The organism is Actinoplanes sp. NPDC019969, from assembly GCF_055562375.1.
In genome coordinates, this window is sequence record NZ_JBVHFK010000020.1 from 58,072 (window position 1) to 75,276 (window position 17,205).

At 66.1% G+C, this 17,205-nt stretch carries 17 protein-coding genes; 7 read left to right on the plus strand and 10 right to left on the minus strand.

What is annotated here, in order from left to right; all coding sequences use genetic code 11:
* Positions 1–29: 29 nt before the first annotated feature.
* The 3 genes from ACZ3II_RS40205 to ACZ3II_RS40215 all read right to left on the minus strand — a co-directional run bounded on the left by ACZ3II_RS40205 (position 30) and on the right by ACZ3II_RS40215 (position 1,770).
* On the minus strand, positions 30–506 hold the full coding sequence (locus ACZ3II_RS40205; protein ID WP_465525496.1) for a hypothetical protein: 477 nt from the start codon (positions 504–506) through the stop codon (positions 30–32).
* Between the two features lie 230 nt (positions 507–736).
* Positions 737–1,405 (minus strand): hypothetical protein, encoded by a 669-nt coding sequence (locus ACZ3II_RS40210; RefSeq protein ID WP_465525498.1) that lies wholly within the window; start codon positions 1,403–1,405, stop codon positions 737–739.
* Positions 1,402–1,770 (minus strand): hypothetical protein, encoded by a 369-nt coding sequence (locus tag ACZ3II_RS40215; RefSeq protein WP_465525500.1) that lies wholly within the window; start codon positions 1,768–1,770, stop codon positions 1,402–1,404. Before ACZ3II_RS40215 ends, ACZ3II_RS40210 begins: the two co-directional genes overlap by 4 nt.
* Before the next feature lie 294 nt (positions 1,771–2,064).
* Between ACZ3II_RS40215 and ACZ3II_RS40220 the strand changes: the two genes are divergently transcribed.
* The 3 genes from ACZ3II_RS40220 (at position 2,065) to ACZ3II_RS40230 (ending at position 6,252) form a co-directional block, all read left to right on the plus strand.
* Positions 2,065–3,156 (plus strand): PDDEXK-like family protein, encoded by a 1,092-nt coding sequence (locus ACZ3II_RS40220; RefSeq protein ID WP_465525502.1) that lies wholly within the window; start codon positions 2,065–2,067, stop codon positions 3,154–3,156.
* A gap of 285 nt (positions 3,157–3,441) precedes the next feature.
* The gene (locus ACZ3II_RS40225; RefSeq protein ID WP_465525504.1) at positions 3,442–4,923 is read left to right on the plus strand and encodes a P-loop ATPase, Sll1717 family; all 1,482 of its coding nucleotides are present in this window, start codon (positions 3,442–3,444) and stop codon (positions 4,921–4,923) included.
* A 528-nt stretch (positions 4,924–5,451) separates the two neighbouring features.
* A complete protein-coding gene (locus ACZ3II_RS40230; RefSeq protein WP_465525506.1) occupies positions 5,452–6,252 on the plus strand; it encodes an AbiTii domain-containing protein in 801 nt (266 codons plus the stop codon).
* Positions 6,253–6,503: 251 nt separating this feature from the next.
* On the opposite strand, the gene ACZ3II_RS40235 is transcribed toward ACZ3II_RS40230, so the two are convergent.
* The gene (locus tag ACZ3II_RS40235) at positions 6,504–7,250 is read right to left on the minus strand and encodes a hypothetical protein (protein WP_465525508.1); all 747 of its coding nucleotides are present in this window, start codon (positions 7,248–7,250) and stop codon (positions 6,504–6,506) included.
* A gap of 410 nt (positions 7,251–7,660) precedes the next feature.
* Here ACZ3II_RS40235 and ACZ3II_RS40240 point away from each other — a divergent pair, with 410 nt between their 5' ends.
* Entirely contained in the window at positions 7,661–8,095 is a 435-nt protein-coding gene (locus ACZ3II_RS40240; protein ID WP_465525563.1) for a response regulator, read from the plus strand.
* 227 nt (positions 8,096–8,322) lie between these two features.
* Positions 8,323–8,652 carry a DHCW motif cupin fold protein gene (locus ACZ3II_RS40245; RefSeq protein ID WP_465525510.1) on the plus strand — a complete coding sequence of 110 codons (330 nt, stop codon included), beginning with the start codon at positions 8,323–8,325 and terminating at the stop codon, positions 8,650–8,652.
* Positions 8,653–9,214: 562 nt separating this feature from the next.
* Here the strand turns inward: ACZ3II_RS40245 and ACZ3II_RS40250 are convergent.
* The 3 genes from ACZ3II_RS40250 to ACZ3II_RS40260 all read right to left on the minus strand — a co-directional run bounded on the left by ACZ3II_RS40250 (position 9,215) and on the right by ACZ3II_RS40260 (position 12,164).
* Complete coding sequence (locus ACZ3II_RS40250; RefSeq protein WP_465525512.1) at positions 9,215–10,612, minus strand: WD40 repeat domain-containing protein; 1,398 nt, start codon at positions 10,610–10,612, stop codon at positions 9,215–9,217.
* Positions 10,609–11,112 carry a SigE family RNA polymerase sigma factor gene (locus ACZ3II_RS40255; protein WP_465525514.1) on the minus strand — a complete coding sequence of 168 codons (504 nt, stop codon included), beginning with the start codon at positions 11,110–11,112 and terminating at the stop codon, positions 10,609–10,611. The genes ACZ3II_RS40250 and ACZ3II_RS40255 overlap by 4 nt, the downstream gene beginning before the upstream one ends.
* 551 nt (positions 11,113–11,663) lie before the next feature.
* Entirely contained in the window at positions 11,664–12,164 is a 501-nt protein-coding gene (locus ACZ3II_RS40260; protein WP_465525516.1) for a hypothetical protein, read from the minus strand.
* Positions 12,165–12,641: 477 nt separating this feature from the next.
* On the opposite strand from ACZ3II_RS40260, the gene ACZ3II_RS40265 reads away from it, so the two are divergent.
* Entirely contained in the window at positions 12,642–13,484 is an 843-nt protein-coding gene (locus ACZ3II_RS40265; protein ID WP_465525518.1) for a hypothetical protein, read from the plus strand.
* 125 nt (positions 13,485–13,609) lie between these two features.
* Here the strand turns inward: ACZ3II_RS40265 and ACZ3II_RS40270 are convergent, their stop codons facing one another.
* From ACZ3II_RS40270 to ACZ3II_RS40280, 3 genes are read right to left on the minus strand one after another with little or no spacing between them, the layout of a single operon-like run.
* Positions 13,610–14,722 (minus strand): S8 family serine peptidase, encoded by a 1,113-nt coding sequence (locus ACZ3II_RS40270; protein WP_465525520.1) that lies wholly within the window; start codon positions 14,720–14,722, stop codon positions 13,610–13,612.
* 56 nt (positions 14,723–14,778) lie between these two features.
* Positions 14,779–16,143 carry a hypothetical protein gene (locus tag ACZ3II_RS40275; RefSeq protein ID WP_465525522.1) on the minus strand — a complete coding sequence of 455 codons (1,365 nt, stop codon included), beginning with the start codon at positions 16,141–16,143 and terminating at the stop codon, positions 14,779–14,781.
* A complete protein-coding gene (locus ACZ3II_RS40280; RefSeq protein WP_465525524.1) occupies positions 16,143–16,604 on the minus strand; it encodes a hypothetical protein in 462 nt (153 codons plus the stop codon). The genes ACZ3II_RS40275 and ACZ3II_RS40280 overlap by 1 nt, the downstream gene beginning before the upstream one ends.
* A 294-nt stretch (positions 16,605–16,898) precedes the next feature.
* Here ACZ3II_RS40280 and ACZ3II_RS40285 point away from each other — a divergent pair, with 294 nt between their 5' ends.
* Positions 16,899–17,204 carry a hypothetical protein gene (locus ACZ3II_RS40285; RefSeq protein WP_465525525.1) on the plus strand — a complete coding sequence of 102 codons (306 nt, stop codon included), beginning with the start codon at positions 16,899–16,901 and terminating at the stop codon, positions 17,202–17,204.
* Position 17,205 lies beyond the last annotated feature (1 nt).

A 17,205-nucleotide genomic window follows, 5' to 3' on the forward strand; every position in this document is an offset into this window, starting at 1 on the left:
CCCTAAATATAGCCAGCACCTTCAAGCCATTAAAAAACCCATTGAGCTAGGATAAACAACCCCATCAAAGCTAATACGCCATGGATGCATTCCTGTAACAACTGGGACCGCCAAGGCGAATTGTCGCTATCCACCCTGCCGCCAGTCACGTCAAATTCGATCTTCAGATCATTTAGTCGAGGCGACAATCTCTCGAGAACTTTTCCCGCGCGCTTCTGATGGAACTTCACCCATGTCCGAGATCTAGAAGCGTAAACGCCCGCAAGGATATTGATCACCGCGACGGACAGCGGCACGCCGTATGCGGCGAGTGCGACTTTTTCCCTGGGTAAGGCAAGGATCCCCAACGCCACGACCGACGCCGCAACAACGAAATTACTGACCTGCAGACGACCGTTCTCATGCTGAGCGATCCTCTGATACTGCAGCTGATAGTAAATCCTGAATGTTTCGACATCCGGCGGGTCTAGTAAACCTGAATTAGATTGGGATGAGCTAGCGGCCATCATCCAAGGCTAATTGAAACTGCACTGGCCCCAGCCTCCTTGCGTGATGTCGATCTGAAGTCACACGTTCACGCTGATAGCAAGGACGGGCTTCAGTAGACTCACATGCCGCGATCCGCGCGGTGGCCAGCCGGCGCCGTCGCGGCTGGCAGGCGGCGGTGACTGGCTAGCGTCTTGTCGTGCCGATGAGAGCGCGTTCGGTTTACTAACAGCAGCCTATCGGGCGCAACCTACAACCATTGCATATCGATATTCCCGGTGTATATGAAGGCAGTGCGAATATTAGGTATGCCGAATAGCTCGGACTCGCCCGAATAAAGGGCAACTAATGATCCTGGCCGATACCACCAGCCATTCGTTATTCCTTCGGCTGACGCGACCGGTTGCATGGAGGACAGGTCGAGACTGTCGACCGCACGGCCAGTCAGCTTAGTGACGGTGTCCGCGACGTCCACAGCGGCGTACGCCAAGGCCAGAGACTCAACCCAGCCCTCGATGCTGCCGTGCAATGGCACCCACATGTCGTCGTCCCCGCCGGCGATACCGAAAACGCCGTTCGGGCTGATCAGAAACGCGTAAGGCACTGCGGTGCGTTGAGGGCCGGCCTCGAAATACCAGCCCGGGTCGGGGAACCCGCCTTCCCGATTCGGGGTATCAGCACCGAGCATGCGTGGACCGGCGGCGTCTTCAGGCAGTCCAGGGGCGGCTGGCAGAACAAGCCCACCCCATCGAGCGTCATATGCCTCGGCGCGATCGGCGACGGCAGAGGGCACACCGGCCTCTTCCCATTGTTTACGCTGATGAGTGATGGGCGAAGAATCAAGCCAAACGCCATGAACGCTGACGAAGCGGTGCGAACGTCTGCTCAAACCCGGCGGAGGATTCCGGAACCCCATCATGCATGCAGCTTATCGGTGGCGGTCAGTGTGATCACCCGGAGCGTTCCCCTGCCCTCTTGCGTCACGCCGATCCTCGTCTGACAGGTTTGTGCGGTGCAGTTCTGCGTTTGAATGACCAGTTGGCAGATGGAGCGCTGCGGCGCCTCTTTCCGCGAGTGCAGGACGGCCTCGCTCTCTGCATGGCGAATCAGCGGCGCCGGTAGCCTCCTTGCATGCAGATGCAGCTGGGTCAGAGCAATGACTCCAGCGGAGTTGTCCGAACCGATCCCGTGCCGGTGGCGCGACTGACGTTGGTAACCATCGTGGAAGCCGGTGATTGGGCGGTTGAGCTCCCGCGACCGTTGCTCCTTCATCCCGGCGAACATGTTTGGATCGTCGGGTCATCGCTTTTCGTTCGCCGGCCGGCCGGCGAGGTGGCTCGACACGAGGGAGACGGCGTCTGGCTTTGCCGTTGAATCCCACCCGGGCTTGATCAGCGGCTGGATGTGTCATCAAGCGGCCCGGCTGGACGGCTGCCAAGCAGCTCACTCTCATGCCGCGATGTGCCTGATGGCTGGCCTGAGTTGCTAGAGGTAGTCCAGCGGGCAGCCATATCGCAATGAATGCTCGGCCGCTTGCTGGGACAGGTCGTACCATCGAAAAGGTTTTATGATCTTTAGGTGCCGGAGACCAACGAGGCGCTGGGCCGCCTGATCGCCAACGAGAACAGTGCCAGTGACCTGCTGGCGTTCCTGTTCGAGCGGGATCCGGCGCCACTGATCCGGGTACTGGGGCTACCGGACGGGGAGTACCGGGTCCGGCGTGAGGGCAAGGCCGCACGGAGCCGGTTCGATCTAGTCGTGTACCGGGAGAATCATCCGGTGGCGGTGCTGGAGTTGAAGGGCGCGTCGACCGAGCACGGGGATCAGCTCGGCCGCTATCAGGCCTGGGCGGCGAAATACTCGGCGGCTCTCTTCTACTGCACCCTGGACCGTGGCGATGTGCCACCGGATCCGTGGCGGGTGGTCGGGCTCGTCGAGCTTTACGGGGCGTGGCGCGACAGCACCGACCCGCACGTCGCCTGGCTCGGCGGGGAGATCGCCGGGCTGTTCGCGAGCTGGGACCAGCAGGCCGAGGGCGTCATCGGCGAGTCCCGGGGCTGGTATGTGCCCGATCTAGTCACCCGCCGTGTCGCTCTCGATCTCGACAAGGTGCTGCGGGAACGGGATGGGGAGGCAGAGGCGACGCGTACAAACCCCGGTAACCCGATGTTTCTGGCCTGGCGACGGCACCCGAACGGTGACCCGAACGCGTGGATCGGTGTGGACGTGCGCTCAGAGGGCCGCATGACTCCGGCGGCCCGATGGCTGTTCCGGCCGTGTGTGCAGGTTGAGCTGGGCGACGGGACTGCGGTCGAGGCCCGGAGGAAAGCTCACGACCTCGCCGTGGCGTTGTTGCCGGCCATGGTGCTGGCGGCGATCCAGCGGATGCTTACCGACCTGGGCCGACCGGAGCTGGGCCAGGCGCTGTCCGCGAACGAGCACGGTGGCCTGGCCCGGCCCGCTGACGCTGCCGTGCTGGATGAGTTTCGCAACGGCGACCTCAGCGGGTTCCATCCGGTGTTCCGTAACGACTGGAACCGGCGGCTCGCGACCCAGCTGTCCCTGGACGTCACGAGGGTGGACCGGTTCCAGCTGGCCGATCTCACCCTCGCGGTCCTCGATCACCTGGTGGCGTCAGCCCAGGAGCTTGTCCCCGATCAGAACAGCTAGGCACTGGATGGCGGCCAGGCCGATCCGGTAAGGGCATCAAGGAGGGCGCCATCTATGGGAGCGTGAAGCGCCGCTCTGTTCGGGAACGATCGGACGCCTCTTCTGCCGCCTTACGCGCTCGGCCGGCGCCGCCGTCACGGCCGGTGATCGACGGCTGCTGGCCGACGTCTTGTGCCGATGAGAGTGCGCTCGGACCAGTCAAATGATCGTTTGCGGTCCAAGCTTGCGATCTATGAGTATTATGGACACGCCTTAGTCGCCGACGACTATCCGTAAGGGGCTCGAATGCCAGCACAGCGGAAGTTCTTCAAAAGCTTGTACTTCGGTGAGGCTTCCGCTGAGGCAGAAGCTGAAAAGTGGCCCGACCTTTTCCTGGCTGGTTTCCTCGACACCAATGATGTGACCGCGGGCATACTTTCTGGTGACCATTTTTTACTTATTGGACCTAAAGGTGCAGGAAAATCCAGCTACGCCGAGTATTTGCATCTAAGCGTTAAAAACCCTTACCAAAGATTCGTGCAGCGAGAAGACCTTGGCGAACTAAGGGGCGCCCTCAAGGCCGATCTCAGCCTTTCTGAATCTGGTGCCGAGCTGAACGAATTAGCCTGGTCCACATGGATTTGGTGCCGCCTGTTCGATAGTCTCATGGGTGACGAATCTTGCTCCCTCCAAGGAGACTCTGAAACTCTCGCGCTATACGAGGATCTAAAAAATTCCGGGATAGCTACGGGCGACTACCGGGCCGTAATCCAGGAAGTTCGCAAGAAGCGGCATAAATTCACCATTCCGAAGATTTATGAAGTCGGTATTGAATCGGACGGAGCCCATCGAGTAAACATCGGTCAACTCCGGGATCTCCTAGCAAACATTGTTACCAGCGCCGAAACTGCAAACGCCCATGTTCTAGCACTTGATGGGCTGGACAGCGCCGAGATCGGCACCCCTTCATACTGGAAGCAGCTCGGTGCCCTTCTAAGGGCAGCCACAACGGTTCACAGGCGAATCAGGGGTGCGCGGGCCACCGTGCGAGTCTGCCTGCTCTGTCGCAGCGACGTATTCCTCAAGATTCCTATTCCCGATTCGAACAAGATTCGGCAATCTTGGGGCGTAGACCTTAAATGGGAGTACGGCCTTGAGACGCCGGAAGACTCGCCCCTTTGGGATATGCTTGAGAAGAAGGCTTCAGTGCGCGGCGCAAAGACGGTAAATCTACTTGAAACATACTTTCCCGAATACATGACTGTAGGTCAGCGAACGGCGCCCCAGAATATCCGGATGGCGAAGTACTTGCTCGATCTGACGCGCTCGACGCCGCGCGACATTGTAATGCTGATGAAGTTTATTCAGGGCGAGATCTATCCGGAACAAGAGCTCAACGTGGAACGGGTACGCGCTGGAGTGAACTCCTACTGCAAGAACTACTTCGCCAACGAGATCGTCAACGAGCTTGTCGGGATGACGGACCCGTCAATAGCTGAACGCATCCTGGGCGCGATGACACGCCTGCCGTCCCGCCGATTCACCCGAGACCAATTCATTGGACTATTTTCGGGAGATTCGAACATTACTGAGACGATCATGGATGGAGCTCTTCAGCAACTCTACCTGGCGGGTGCTATAGCAAATTTCAGTAAAAGTGGCGCAGGGGAGGAGTACGTCAAGTTCTATCATCGCAGATCGTACGCAGAATTGGATCTTCAAGGGCCATTCCTGCTTCATAATGCACTTACGTACGGCCTGAATGTTCGGTGGAGCGCGGCTTCGTAGACAAACTCGCTCACATGCCGCTGATAAAGCGTGCTGGGTGCCTGCGAGCGGTCGTGGAGGCGCCGGGCGGCCCGTCATCGCTTGGGGCGAACCTCACGAAGGTTGTATCGCCGCCCGGTGCCCTGTCAAGGTAGGCGTCGCTGACGGGTGGCCATGATCCGCAACGCGGCTGGACAGCGTGGTACGCATCCAGGCCGAGTCCAAGGTTCCGGAAGCCGGGGCGCTGTCGGCGTAACCCGTGCGCCGGCCAGGCAGGGCTGTTTCATAAGTGGTCGCTCGTGAAGCGGCCAGCCCTACCACGCTCATCCAGAGGTTTCGGGGTTTCATGAGTCGGTCCGTCGGCCGGCCAGGTATAGGCTGAGCAGGGCCGTTCCAGTTCCTTAGAAGTGAAACGCCGAGGGCAGTGGTACGCCCCGCCTGATCCAAGCCGTAGCGCGCCTACGCCACCGGTGACGCCGGAGTCCGGACGCAGTTGATACACCGGATCGGCGGGCTTCCGTTCGTCGTAGATCCGTGAACAATGGCTCCGTGTCCCGACGTGACGGCAGCTTGCTTGCAGACATTGAGCGCGATGCGCTCGATGACCGAGTCCCTCTAGCCTCCATCCTGCGTAAGTGCATAGCACTCGGCGCGCAAGCCCGGAACGCCGAGCTTCGCGACTGGGCAAGCCAAGAGCTGAACGGCTACAGGGAGGATGACAGCTCCATTCCGCCGTACCGGCTCATCTATGCCCCGTTGACGGTGGACGGAGCGAACATGCGCCTCCAGATATCAGGCGAACAGATCAGTGCTACCGACCTTCCCGAGGTTGCGCACGGCAAGGTCAGCGAAGAGGTTCCCTTCGCTCAGGGTGTCGGAGACCTTGAGGCTCTCGTCCGGAACACGGCTAAAGCCGGAAAGACCTCCGTCATGCTGTCGCCGCCCGGAGCTGCTGACCTGGTGAAGATCATGAATTATGAGCGGCAGGGCCAGGGCGCTCTTGTGAGCCGGCTCTATTGGGATGTGCACATCGCTCGGGTGGAGGGCATCCTCGATCACATCAGGACGACACTCGTCCGTCTGACAAGCGAGATCCGAGCGTCCATGCCTAGCGACACATCTGTGCCGACTCCCGAGCAGGCAGCACAGGCCATCAATGTGGTGCTGCACGGGGGAAGACGGAACCAAGTCACCGTGACAACAGCCCAGGCCGGCGCCAGCGGCACGGCGGAGGTAGCACCCCCGGAGGCTGAGTCTCATTGGACCAGAACGCAGACGATCTGGACGATCGTCAGCGTGTTTGTCGCCGTGGTCGGCGCCTACTTTGCCTACCGCCAGTGGCGCGGCTGACCTCCGAACGAGGATAACCGGGGGCGGGTCGTCGCTGGACCGCGAGAGACACTTTTGCGTTCGCCTTGGTTGTACCCCGGTAGCGTCCGCCGCGGCTGCAGGGTAGGCGGGCCTAGGGGCAGTCGGCGCCGCTAAGCATTCGTTCCGCTTCCTTGGAAGCGGAACGGTCCAGCTTCTGGAAGTGGGATGGCGGGGCCATCGGCGCCCTGATCGCCATCCCTGGCCTCGACGTGGCACCGGTCGACCCTCATCTACCTCTGGTGTAGTAGCTGCTTCGCGACCTCGGTGGTGATCGCGTCGGCGGCGGCAGCCGGGTCCCCGAGCATCTCCCCGGTACGCGTGGTTACGTCGGTGGCGGAGTTCTCCGGCTCCTTCACTATGACGGTGAGGACCGCGTTGCCGGTGAGCGTCGTCTGCCCCAGCGTGTGATGCGTGCCGTCGGCCCGGACGAGAGCCTCGCCGTAAGCCGTCGTCACGGTGCTCACCCGCAGCGAGCCGGCCGGCTTGCGGCGCACCTCGGAGGTGGTTATGTCCGTTTTCCAGCGGTGACTGGCAGCCGCGTTGCCGTGGCCGGTGAAGGCGGGTTTGAACCCGTCCCGGAAGATCTCGATGCGCACCTCCATCCGCAACTTGCCCGACGACGGCGAAAGCCAGCCGCAGTGAATCCAGAGCACGGAGTCGGGCTGCCGAGGCAGCGGATACAAGCGGGGCGGCCGCGAACCGGTATAACGGACGGACTCCGGCGAGCTCAGTTCAGGACACTCGCCACGGATCCCGGTGTAGACCGGTGCCACCGCCGCCGGTGGCGAAGCGGACGGCGCCACCGCCACGGGACGCGGCTGCTCACCGCCGGAGCAGCCGGCCAGAACGGCCAGGCCCACCAGCAGCGACAACCCCCAAGATCGATTCATGCGGCACACCGTAATGTGCCGTGCCCGCTGCCGCCGCTCCGCCCAGGGCGTGAGAACGCCCACCTCGGCCGGGCGGCGCGGGTTCATCGGAAGCCGCTGAGCGGCACCGCCGCCACCAGGGCGTCAGCTACCGGGGCCGGGGGCACCGGCCCGGCCCGCGACGATCTGATCGAGGCGGACCGGCTCGTGATCGCCGCGTGCGGCCTCGTGTGCTCGCCAGCGAGGGCGTCATAGCGATTCGGGCATCGTTCCACTTCCATGGCTGTGGAACGGCCCGGGAGACACGGCCGGCACCGACAGCAGGGTGCCGACTGGCACGGTGCGGAGGACGACGATGGCGGCGCGTATGAGCTGGTGCGGGCGCGAAGCCATTTCTGTCGGCCGTACGGGGCACGATCGCCTCCCAGGGTGGCGAAATCACCGGCCTCAATGTTTGCTGTGGGACAAATATGGTGAGCTGAGGACCTCACGTGGGAACCGGTGAAGGGAATGCTGCGATGGGGTTGTCCCGGGCGCTGGATGTGCTGATCGTCGATGACGATGAGGCCGACACGATGATGATCGAGGAGGCGTTGTTGGCCGCGCCGGTGCCGCCGACGGTGCATCGGGTCGCCGATGGGGCCGAGGCCTTGGACTATCTGCATCGTCGTGGTGTGTTCGGTGACGCCCCGCGTCCCGATCTGATTCTGCTCGACCTCAACATGCCGCGGGTCGGGGGACAGGAGGTGCTGGCGGAGGTGAAGGGGCACGACGACTTGAAAAGTATCCCCGTGGTGGTGCTGACTACGTCCAACGCCGGCCCGGACATCCTGCACAGCTACACCCATCACGCCAACGCCTATGTCACCAAGCCGATCGACCTGGAGGCGTTCGAAGCCGCCGTCGACAAGATCCGCAGGTTTTACGGCGACATCGCCCGGCTACCTGAATAGAGACAGGGATGCGCCGAGCCGGCGCCAGTCGGGCAAGCAGGAGGCCGTTGGTTCTGTAGGTGAGTTCGTTGTCGCCAGCGTAATCAGCCGCCGGTGCGCGAGCCACGGTCGGGGAAGTGGCTGTTGAGTCGGCCCGGCCGACTATTTGATCATGGCGTAATGGGCTTTGAGACCGTTTATCGTTCGTCGCCGGCCCGCCTCGAGGTCGCCAGCGACGGGTGTCACGCATGAACATCGCCGACCTTCCGTTCGGCACCACCGACTGGAACACGGTCGAGTCGAGCGAGCATGCGGGCGTCACCGGCACCGCGTCGTGGCGTACCCGCCGGTTCGGCGACATGCGGGTGCGGATGGTCAAGTACAGCCCGGGATATCTCGCAGATCACTGGTGCACGAAGGGCCATATCCTGCTCTGCCTCGAGGGCGAGCTCGACACCGAGCTGGCCGACGGCCGACACTTCCGACTCACTCCCGGCGTCAGCTATCAGGTTGCCGACGGCGCCGAGCCGCACCGGTCGTCCACAAGTTCGGGCGCTCGGATCTTCATCGTCGACTGATGCGGAGCGTTCGCACCAGCTATGGCGTATCCACGGGGCCCTCCGGCTCAACTTCGATAGCGCCTGTTGCGTATCAGCCCAGCACCGGATGGCAGGCCAACTCCAGGTCTCGGCTCTCGTACGGCCCATCGGCTGGTTGAGCTTGGGGCGCCATGCCAAGACCTTGCCTACGGCGCCGTCCGGTCATGACAAGGGCGCGGTCGCCAAAATCGGTGAACTTTCCTGCGGTTGGTTTTGTTCGCGAGTTCCGGCGCCAGATGTCGCCGAGTCTCGGCACCAGCAGGATCTCACTGCTTTCGATGTTCGCGAGTTTGGGCACCACCCCGGGTGGGCGAGCTGAGCCAGCGGGCGACCGGGCCCACGCTTACGCACAGTGGCGGGCACCAAGGGGGGTGGACGCGCGTTATCTGCGGCAGAAGCGGATACCTTCCGCCCCGAGCGCTTGAGGGTCAGTAGTGGTCCGTAGCCGGCCCGAGTGGTCGCGGCTCCACAGTCAGGGAATGGCTCCGCACTCCTCCTCAAAGATCCGCCAGTAGCCACTCGGATTTCCCAGTCTTTGCGATCATGTCTCCTGTCGGCGCGCGCGCTTGACGCGTCGGTCGTCGAGCCAGAGCGCCAGCTGTTCCCGTGTGCGGTACGCGGCGATACCGGCTACCAGGACAGTGAAGAGGATGGTCCAGAACCAGAACCGGGCGCCCACTCCGCCGGGCGGGCTTGCGTCACGGGCGCGGCCGCTGTGGATCACGTTGTCGGCGACGTCGACGGCGAGAACATTTTCTGGCGCGGTCATCACGGTCCGCGGCGCGGTGGTGTCGGGCGTCAGCGCTAGCACCCGTACGGTGCGCACGCTGGGGTACGCGGTGCGCTGGTCCATTTCCAGCGGCTGGTCGAACCGAGCAGGGCTGAACGGTTCGGGCTGGTACGCGACCACCAGCGCTGACCCGTCCGGGCTCCAGCCGAGCAGTCGGATTGCGGTCACGTCGGAGACGCCGGGCAGAGACAGCGGTCCCATGTCCCTGCCGGTGGTGGGGTCGACCGAGCGCAGGCTCCAGTCGCTGGTTCCGGCTTTCCGGGTGACGAGCGTTAACGCACCGGCTGTCGTCCATGCCCCCTTGCCGGCGAGCCAGCTTTCAGGGGACAGCTGGAAGGAGGACTCCTTCCTGCCGTCCGGGTCCGCCACTGCCACGGTCCGGCCGACCTGGTAGGCGAATCGGCTTCCGTCTGGGGCGAAGGCGACGGGCGAGCCGGAGATCGCCTGTTGGGCGTGCTCGGTCAACGAGGTCCAGCGTTCGTCGTCGAGCGTGACGATGCTCAGCACCTGCCGGTAGCTGGCACGCTCCGGGCTGGTCGGCACGGTGTTTTCGACCACCAGTTGCTTGCCGTCGGGTGACCAAGCCAACGGGGAAGTCACCACGCTGTCGGCAACCTTGCTGTCCAACTGCCGGGTGTGGCCGCCGGCGACCAGGTCGATGATGTCGATCCGTGGGCGGTCGGGAGTCCCGGCCGGCCGGGCGATGTACCGACCGTCAGGAGAGAGGATCACGTCCTCTCCGACGGGTGCCTCGTAGCCCATGGACAGGATTCGGTAACGGTCGGAGTTGGCGCTGACCACGCCGACGATGCCATCTTCGTCCCAGCCCTGCAGGCGTGGTGCCTGACCGCTGAAGATGACCGATGCCGGGCCGAGGTGGGGTCGGTCGGTGGCGTGCAGGGTGCCGATCGGTGGCAGAGCGATCCGATCGGGCAGCGCGGCGTCCGTGCTGGCCCCCGGCTCGACGGCGGGGGTACGCGCGAGCGGCAGGATCGCCCCGGGCAGCGCGACGAGTACCAGCGCCGCGACGGTTGCGATCGCGGCCCGGCGGCGGGAGCGACGGGCGGTGGCGAGGGCTCGTTCGTACACACGGTAGGGGGGCACGTCGGCGGCGGCGGTGCGCAGGGCGTCGCGGAGTCGGGCGGTCATAGCGGGCTCCTTTCCGTCGCCCGGTCGATCAGGTCGGGGGCGATGGCGCGCAGTCGGTGGATGGCGTCGTGGCCGTGCCGTTTAACCGTGCCGAGCGAGCAGCCGAGCACCTCGGCGACCTGCGCCTCGGTCAGATCCTCGTAGAACCGCAGCACGATCACGGCGCGCTGGCGGGCGGTGAGCTGGCGCAGCACGGCGGCCAGGCTTAGGCGCAGCGCGGTCGACTCGGAGTGGTCGTCGCCGGGCCGGTCGGTGGGGTGCGACTCCAGCCGCTCGGTGAGCCGGCGACGCCGCCACCAGGAGACCTGCTGGTGGTACATCACCCGCCGCACGTACGCCTCGGGGTCGCCGCCGCGGATGCGCCGCCAGTGCCGGTATGTCCGAGCCAGTGCGGACTGCAGCAGGTCCTCGGCGAGCTGGTGATCGCCGGTGAGCAGGTAGGCGGTCCGGGACAGCGCAGGAGAGCGGTGCACCACGAACTCGTGGAAAGTCTCGGTCATCCCCACCTCCTCATCAGATAAGACGCCACCCGCCAGCGGAATGGTTGAGGTCAGCCGCGGCGACAGCATCGCGCCGCCGGCTCAGGTTCGCGGATCGAGGCGGCAGGTGGCGGCGTGGGTGGTAATCCTGCAGGACGCGCCTTTGGGAGGTGTTTAACTTCCATGGGAGTGGAACAGAGGGCCAGCAGGAGCAGGGGTCGCCGGGACCGTAAGCCACAGAGCCAGGTCGTGATCGGCCAGTCTTCCGGAATTCGGTCCATGAGCGGGCCCCAGAGGCTGCTGCTTCCCATGGCCAACCTGACCAACGGCTGGCGACGTCCGCTCTTCGGCATGAGCGCGCATCCTGCCGCTGTCGCCTGCCTCAGTGGACAACAGCAGAGAGTTACTGACTGACCAGACGGCAACTGATCCTGCTGCAGCCATGGTCAACAAGTGGCGCTCGTTCTCACGAACATTCGCGCGGGACCGAGCAGCGGGGTGGAGCCGAAAGTGGCGAACATCTGGCTCCCGTTCTCGCGGACATAATCATGCGGTTGAGCGGGCGCTCGTAGTTAGGGCTGCGGCTGAATGTACTCATCGCAGAGGCGGCAGCCGTACTCACCGACGAACACGCTGTGGATGTCGCACTCGGCGGTCAGCGCCGCAGCGGGCGGTAGCCGCCAGTCGCCCCACTTCGGCGTGGGCTCCGGCACCGGGGTGTATCCGGCGAGCATCTCGCGGAACCGGGTCAGGTACTGGATCGCGAACGGCGGGTCGTAGTTCAGCCGGTCCCACCCGTGCCGAGTCAGCGCCAACGCGATCACCTGGTCGAGGAACGCCTTCTCTGCCGGCCAGTCGCTGGTCCACGGCAGTTCGGCGAGGTCGAAGCCGTCGCATCCGCGGCCCAAGCGGTGCCCGTCGGCGAAGCGCACCACCAGGTTGCGCTGCCACGGCGTCTGCGCCATCACGCAGCCGGCCAGGGTCAGCACGTCATAGAACACGTCGGTGCCGCCGTTGCTGAGGTCCAGATAGCGCGGCCCGATCGAATCGTCCGCGGTGAACAGATTTGCCATCTACACGCTCCTTCCGGGCTGACGGACCATAAACGGCCGCTCCAGCACCGCGCCGGCGGCTATGCCCGAGCCCTTCGCGAGCATCGAGGCTAGCGAATGGCAGGCTCAGTAGGCATCCGCATTCTTCGGCGTCGTACCGGTGAGCGCTGACTCGGCTGCCTCGAGGCCGGCCTTTGCGGCAGGTGCGAAAGTAGTGCCGTCGCGCGTCGCCCGGGCCAGCCGGCAATTGCTTTGTGGGCGGCCGACGGTACCGCGATCATCGGGGATGGCAGGACTTCGCGGGGGCTCTGCGGCGGGAGGCGGCGTGCCGGATCCAGCGCTGTACGTCATCGTCCGGGATGGACGGCACGAGTTTCGTCTCGACCGGTCCGGAGCGCTGAGCCTGCCCGAGAGGCTCTTCGACGGCCGGACGCGTGGCGCGACCGGCACGGCCAGATCACGGCCGAGCCGTACGACAAGGTGTGGGCCTCCGGTGGGGTGCTGCTGGATTACGATCGGCGTCTGCTGCGCTGGTACAACCGGCGCAGCGTCACCGACGACAGCCTCGGGCTGCGCCGGGCACTGATGCCGCCGCTTGCGCAGTGCTGGCCGGACTGGACGGTCCAGCACGCCGACCGCGGGTACGCGGCCGTGGTCGACGGCCTGCCGGTCGACACAGCTGCCCTGCTGATGGCCGACCCGCCGCCGCGGCCCGTCACCGCCGCCAGCATGCTGGTCGGCCTGAACGCGCCGAGTCGCATCCTGGGCCAGCGGCTGACCCTCGACGAGTACGTGGCGGCAGCCGACCCGTTCGAACACCTGGGGCACCTGCGCGGGTACGGGCTGACCGTCCTCAGCGTGCGCGACGCCGGCGGGACCGTCCGCGACTACGTCGGCGGGATGTCGCTGACGGACATGCTGGCGACCGGCCCGCGGTTGCTGGCGATGCTGGACGACCTGCCGACCGCTCCGGTGCCGGGGGAGCTGTACGTCGGCGAGGGCGGCCTTCTCGACGCCGCCGGCCGGACGATCGCCGTCTGGCAGGCCTGCAGCGGCCGCCTGGAACCGGCCTCCTGGCCGGGGTGGCAGGTGACGGTGCACCACGACGGGCTGCCCGGGCACCTGCGCCGCTGCGGCCGCGACGACACGCCGCTGCGGCTGCCGGCACGCACTGTCCTGGCCGAGGCTTGCATGCTGTTCGCCCACGACACCCGGCAAGCCGAACACCACTACACGGCACTGCTCAACGACCCGGACTGGCCCGGTGTGACCGGCCGCCGCCGCGCCGTGCTGCACCGGCTCGCCAAACGGGCGGCCAACGACGAGGTTCAGAGTCTTTGACGAGGATGACGTCCTTCCTCCGTCTTCGCGCAGGGGCTCACCGGCAGACATGGCGCATGGCTGAGCTGTTCGAACGCGGCGCGCGGAGGGCTGCCGTCCCCGCTGGAGTCACGGTTCGGCTCCGGTCAGCCAGTGGGCGAATGGTGATCTGTTGCGTCCCGGCGCCGTCTACGGATGACGATCAAGGCCAGGATCGAACCAGCGGTGGCTACCGCTACGGCACCGATGCCGGCATATAGCGGAAGAGGGGAATTGGCGGGCTGGGGTGCGGCCGATGACGGCACGGAGACGGATGTCGAGGCCGTGACCGGACTACTGACTGCCGGTGTGGGCGAGGCCGGGCTCGCCGGTGTGCCAGCGGCGGTCATTGGGGGTACGTCAGCGGTCAGGGCTTTGACGATGTTGAGGACGCCGTACCCGCACTGGTCGTCTCGTCCGGGTGGGCCGATGTCGTCGGCGGTGGCGGTGAGCCGGTGCATGACCTCCGGTGCGGAGAGGTTCGGGTAGCGGGACCGGACCAGCGCGGCGGCGCCGGAGACGATGGCGGTGGCGACGGAGGTGCCGGTGACGATGCGGTATTTGCCGGCTTGCCCGGTCGTGATCACCTTGACGCCGGGTGCGCAGATCCCGATGTTGCCGCCGGGATAGGAGACCGGCGCGTACTGTCCGTCCGGTCCGATGGCGCCGACGGCCAGGACACCGGGCATGGAGGCGGGGTACTCGTCCATGACGGTCTTCGTGGTGTTGCCGTTCGAGGCGACGATGAGAGCGTCGGCCTGCTCGGCGGCTTGGACGGCGCGTCTCAATGACAGGCTCTTCGGTCCGCCGCTGGACACGTTGACGACCTTGGCGCCGCGTTTCACCGCGAGTTCGATGCCGTCGGCGATGGTCTGCAGGCCGCCGTACTTGCCGGCGGAGACGATCGGGAGGATCTTCGCCGAGGGCGCGACGCCCAGGATGCCGGACTGGCCGCCGTGGCCACGGCCGGCGATGACGCCGGCCATGCCGGTGCCGTGGCCGGTCAGGTCGATGCGCCCGCTGCCGCCGGGCTGGACGAGGTTGATTCCGGGCAGCAGGTTCGCGCTCACGTCGGGGTGTGCTTCGACGCCGGTGTCGGGTAGCCCGACGGTGACGCCCGCGCCGGTGCTGATCTGGTGGGCGCGGGCGATCTGCAGGTAGTCCAGCATCCACTGCTGTTGCCGGATCTTGTCGGCCTGGGCGGGGAGGGGGGCTGTCACGGGGGTGGCGGTCAGGAGCGCGGCCACGACTGCGTTCGCTATCGCGGGGATCATGGTCAGGTCAGGCCGATCGCTGGTCCGGGGTTGATGGTCGTTCGTGGTGCGCTGTCCAGGACCGGTGTGACGCCGTCGTCGGTCTCCCACGGGTTGTCCGGATCCCACGAGCGGCCGGCCGTCCGGTCCGCCGGCTCACCGTCGCGGCGCCCCCGGCCGCCCGGGGTACCGGGGAGCCCGGGGCCGGGCCGGCCGGGCGCGGCCGTCTCACCGATGACGCCACCGACCGGGTTGACCCGCTGCACCCCTCGCGTCATGCCGCCGGCATGTCCGCCCGGGTGTCCGCCCATAGGTCTTCCCGTGCCGGTGCCGGAGCCGCCGAGCAGGTTCGGGTGGGTGGCCTGCTGGCCACGGCCGGATGGGGCACCGAGCGTTTCACCGACCATCGGCTTCATCGCACCGGGTGAGCGAACGGTGGTGGAGGGCCGCCCGGCCGGATCGCCCCAGCTGGTGGTGGGCATCCTATTCGGTCCGGGCAGATTCTGGACCGGGTTGACCGTGTGGTGCGCGGGCAGACCGGTCTGGCCCGGGGTGGTCGCCGGGGACGTGCCCGGTCCGGTAGTGGTCGGATGGGCGCCGACGAGCGTCGGTCCGGTTCCCGTGTCGCCGAGCACGGGCGTGACGGTGACAGGCGTGACGGTGACGGGCCGGTCCTGCACCAGGGGCGTCGCGTCTCTCGCCACCCGGGTGGCGGCCTGCTGGTCTCTGAGCGTGAACAGGCTCAGAGCGCTGCTGCCGCCGGCGAAGGCGCCAGCGGCGGCACCATCACCGCCGGCATCGGCGCTCTCACTGTCGTTCTGCCAGGTCAGGCGGTACTCGTCGGGGGTTCGGATCATGGATTTACCGACGGCCAGGTCGGTGCTCAGCGCGGACATCACCGCCCGCGCCTCGGCCTCCAGCACGGCCTGCCGCCCCCGGGCGGCCAGCGACTCCGGCGTCAGTGCCTGTTGCTGGCCCGGCGGCAGGATGCTCTGTTCGTACCGGGCGAGGTTGGCCTGATTACGCATGTAGTCGGCGTAGATCCGCGCGATCGACGTGTACGCGGAGTCCAGCGCTCCCGCCACGGTCTCCAGCGTGGACCTGTTGCTCAGCGCCGTGCTCCAGGTCACCCGCATGTTCGCGATCATCGCTTCCAGCTGGTCGTGACACGCCCGGGCGGCAGGGCCGGCCGACGGCGGCCACGACGCGGCGAGCCGGGAGCGGTAGTCCTCCAGATAGTCGATGTTGCGCTGCGTGGCGTCGGCGGCCTGCTGCCAGCCCTGGATCAACTGCTCGTAGCCGGCGCGGTTCTGCCCCTGCACCATCTGCCAGATCTGCTCGACGGCCATCGACGACCATGCCGTCCCGCCGCCTCCGGTCCCCGGCATCAGAGAAGGACCTTCGGGTCGTACGACTGGACCTGCACGCCGAGGCGGTTGAACGCGGACTCGACATCACGCAGCCGGGCCGTGGCGAAGGCGTCGGCGTCGGCGTACTGCTTGCTGATCTCCTCCACCGCCACCCCGAACGCCCACGCACCCTGCACATAGGTCTGCACGTTGCGCAGCGCCACCTCCTGGGCGGCGAACTGCGACTCCTGGAAAGCCAGCAGCTCGGCGAAGGCGTCGTGCGGTGCGGGCGGCAGGATGTACATCGCCTCCGCCGCTCGCTCGGCCGCCGGCGCGAGCCGCTCCTGAACCTCGGCCTTCAACCGGCCCGCGGCGACGTCCATGCTGGTGAGGTCCGCCCGGGTCTCGTCACCGATACCCGGCCAGTACCCCGGCGTCGGCGGCGGAATCGCGGGAATGCCCCCGCCCGTACCCGGCACCTCGCCCTTCACGTCGGTCATCAAGCCCCCGTCCCCCGCGGCATCCAGCCGACTCCATCGGAGCCGGTAGATTACCGAAGCACCGGGGCACCCCGGGGGAGCGGCCGCAGGGTGCTCCCGGATATCGGCCACTGCCCCGAGCGTGGCTGCTGTCTTCCGGTCGGCCTGAACCGCCGGCGCCTTCCCGGTGTACCCCTAATCGACGCACGTCCACGGTGGAGCCTTGGTGGTCGCGCCCACGAAGCAGGAGAGCCGGAGTGGTCACCGGCCGATAGTGTCTTCTGCCGCGGTGTCGGTACAGACGAGGGGGACGTCATGCAACCAGAACTGGACGTGGACGTGAGGCTGTTGGCCGTCGTTGCCACGAGCGTCGACACGGCCGCTGCCACGCTGGGCACGGCGGCATCGGCGGCCGGTTCCGGGCTGGCGCCGCCGGCCGGTTCGGCGGCGGCAGCGGCGGCACGGGCCGCGGAACAGGGCTGGCTGGCGGAGCTGCGCCGGGCGCAGCAGGACACCGAGACGTTCGCCGCGGATCTCACCGCGGCGGGCAAGAGCTATCTCGCCAGTGACCAGAACAGCGCTCACGAACTGCGGATGGCCGGTACCGAGGGGCGACGATGAG

Coding starts and splice junctions, on each gene's coding strand:
- ACZ3II_RS40225 (WP_465525504.1), top strand. CDS start 3,442: ATGCCAGCACAGCGGAAGTTCTTCAAAAGCTTGTACTTCGGTGAGGCT.
- ACZ3II_RS40250 (WP_465525512.1), bottom strand. CDS start 10,612: ATGACCGCCCGACTCCGCGACGCCCTGCGCACCGCCGCCGCCGACGTG.
- ACZ3II_RS40240 (WP_465525563.1), top strand. CDS start 7,661: ATGGGGTTGTCCCGGGCGCTGGATGTGCTGATCGTCGATGACGATGAG.
- ACZ3II_RS40260 (WP_465525516.1), bottom strand. CDS start 12,164: ATGGCAAATCTGTTCACCGCGGACGATTCGATCGGGCCGCGCTATCTG.
- ACZ3II_RS40215 (WP_465525500.1), bottom strand. CDS start 1,770: ATGTTCGCCGGGATGAAGGAGCAACGGTCGCGGGAGCTCAACCGCCCA.
- ACZ3II_RS40245 (WP_465525510.1), top strand. CDS start 8,323: ATGAACATCGCCGACCTTCCGTTCGGCACCACCGACTGGAACACGGTC.
- ACZ3II_RS40280 (WP_465525524.1), bottom strand. CDS start 16,604: ATGACCGACGTGAAGGGCGAGGTGCCGGGTACGGGCGGGGGCATTCCC.
- ACZ3II_RS40285 (WP_465525525.1), top strand. CDS start 16,899: ATGCAACCAGAACTGGACGTGGACGTGAGGCTGTTGGCCGTCGTTGCC.
- ACZ3II_RS40235 (WP_465525508.1), bottom strand. CDS start 7,250: ATGAACCCGCGCCGCCCGGCCGAGGTGGGCGTTCTCACGCCCTGGGCG.
- ACZ3II_RS40210 (WP_465525498.1), bottom strand. CDS start 1,405: ATGATGGGGTTCCGGAATCCTCCGCCGGGTTTGAGCAGACGTTCGCAC.
- ACZ3II_RS40275 (WP_465525522.1), bottom strand. CDS start 16,143: ATGCCGGGGACCGGAGGCGGCGGGACGGCATGGTCGTCGATGGCCGTC.
- ACZ3II_RS40205 (WP_465525496.1), bottom strand. CDS start 506: ATGGCCGCTAGCTCATCCCAATCTAATTCAGGTTTACTAGACCCGCCG.
- ACZ3II_RS40255 (WP_465525514.1), bottom strand. CDS start 11,112: ATGACCGAGACTTTCCACGAGTTCGTGGTGCACCGCTCTCCTGCGCTG.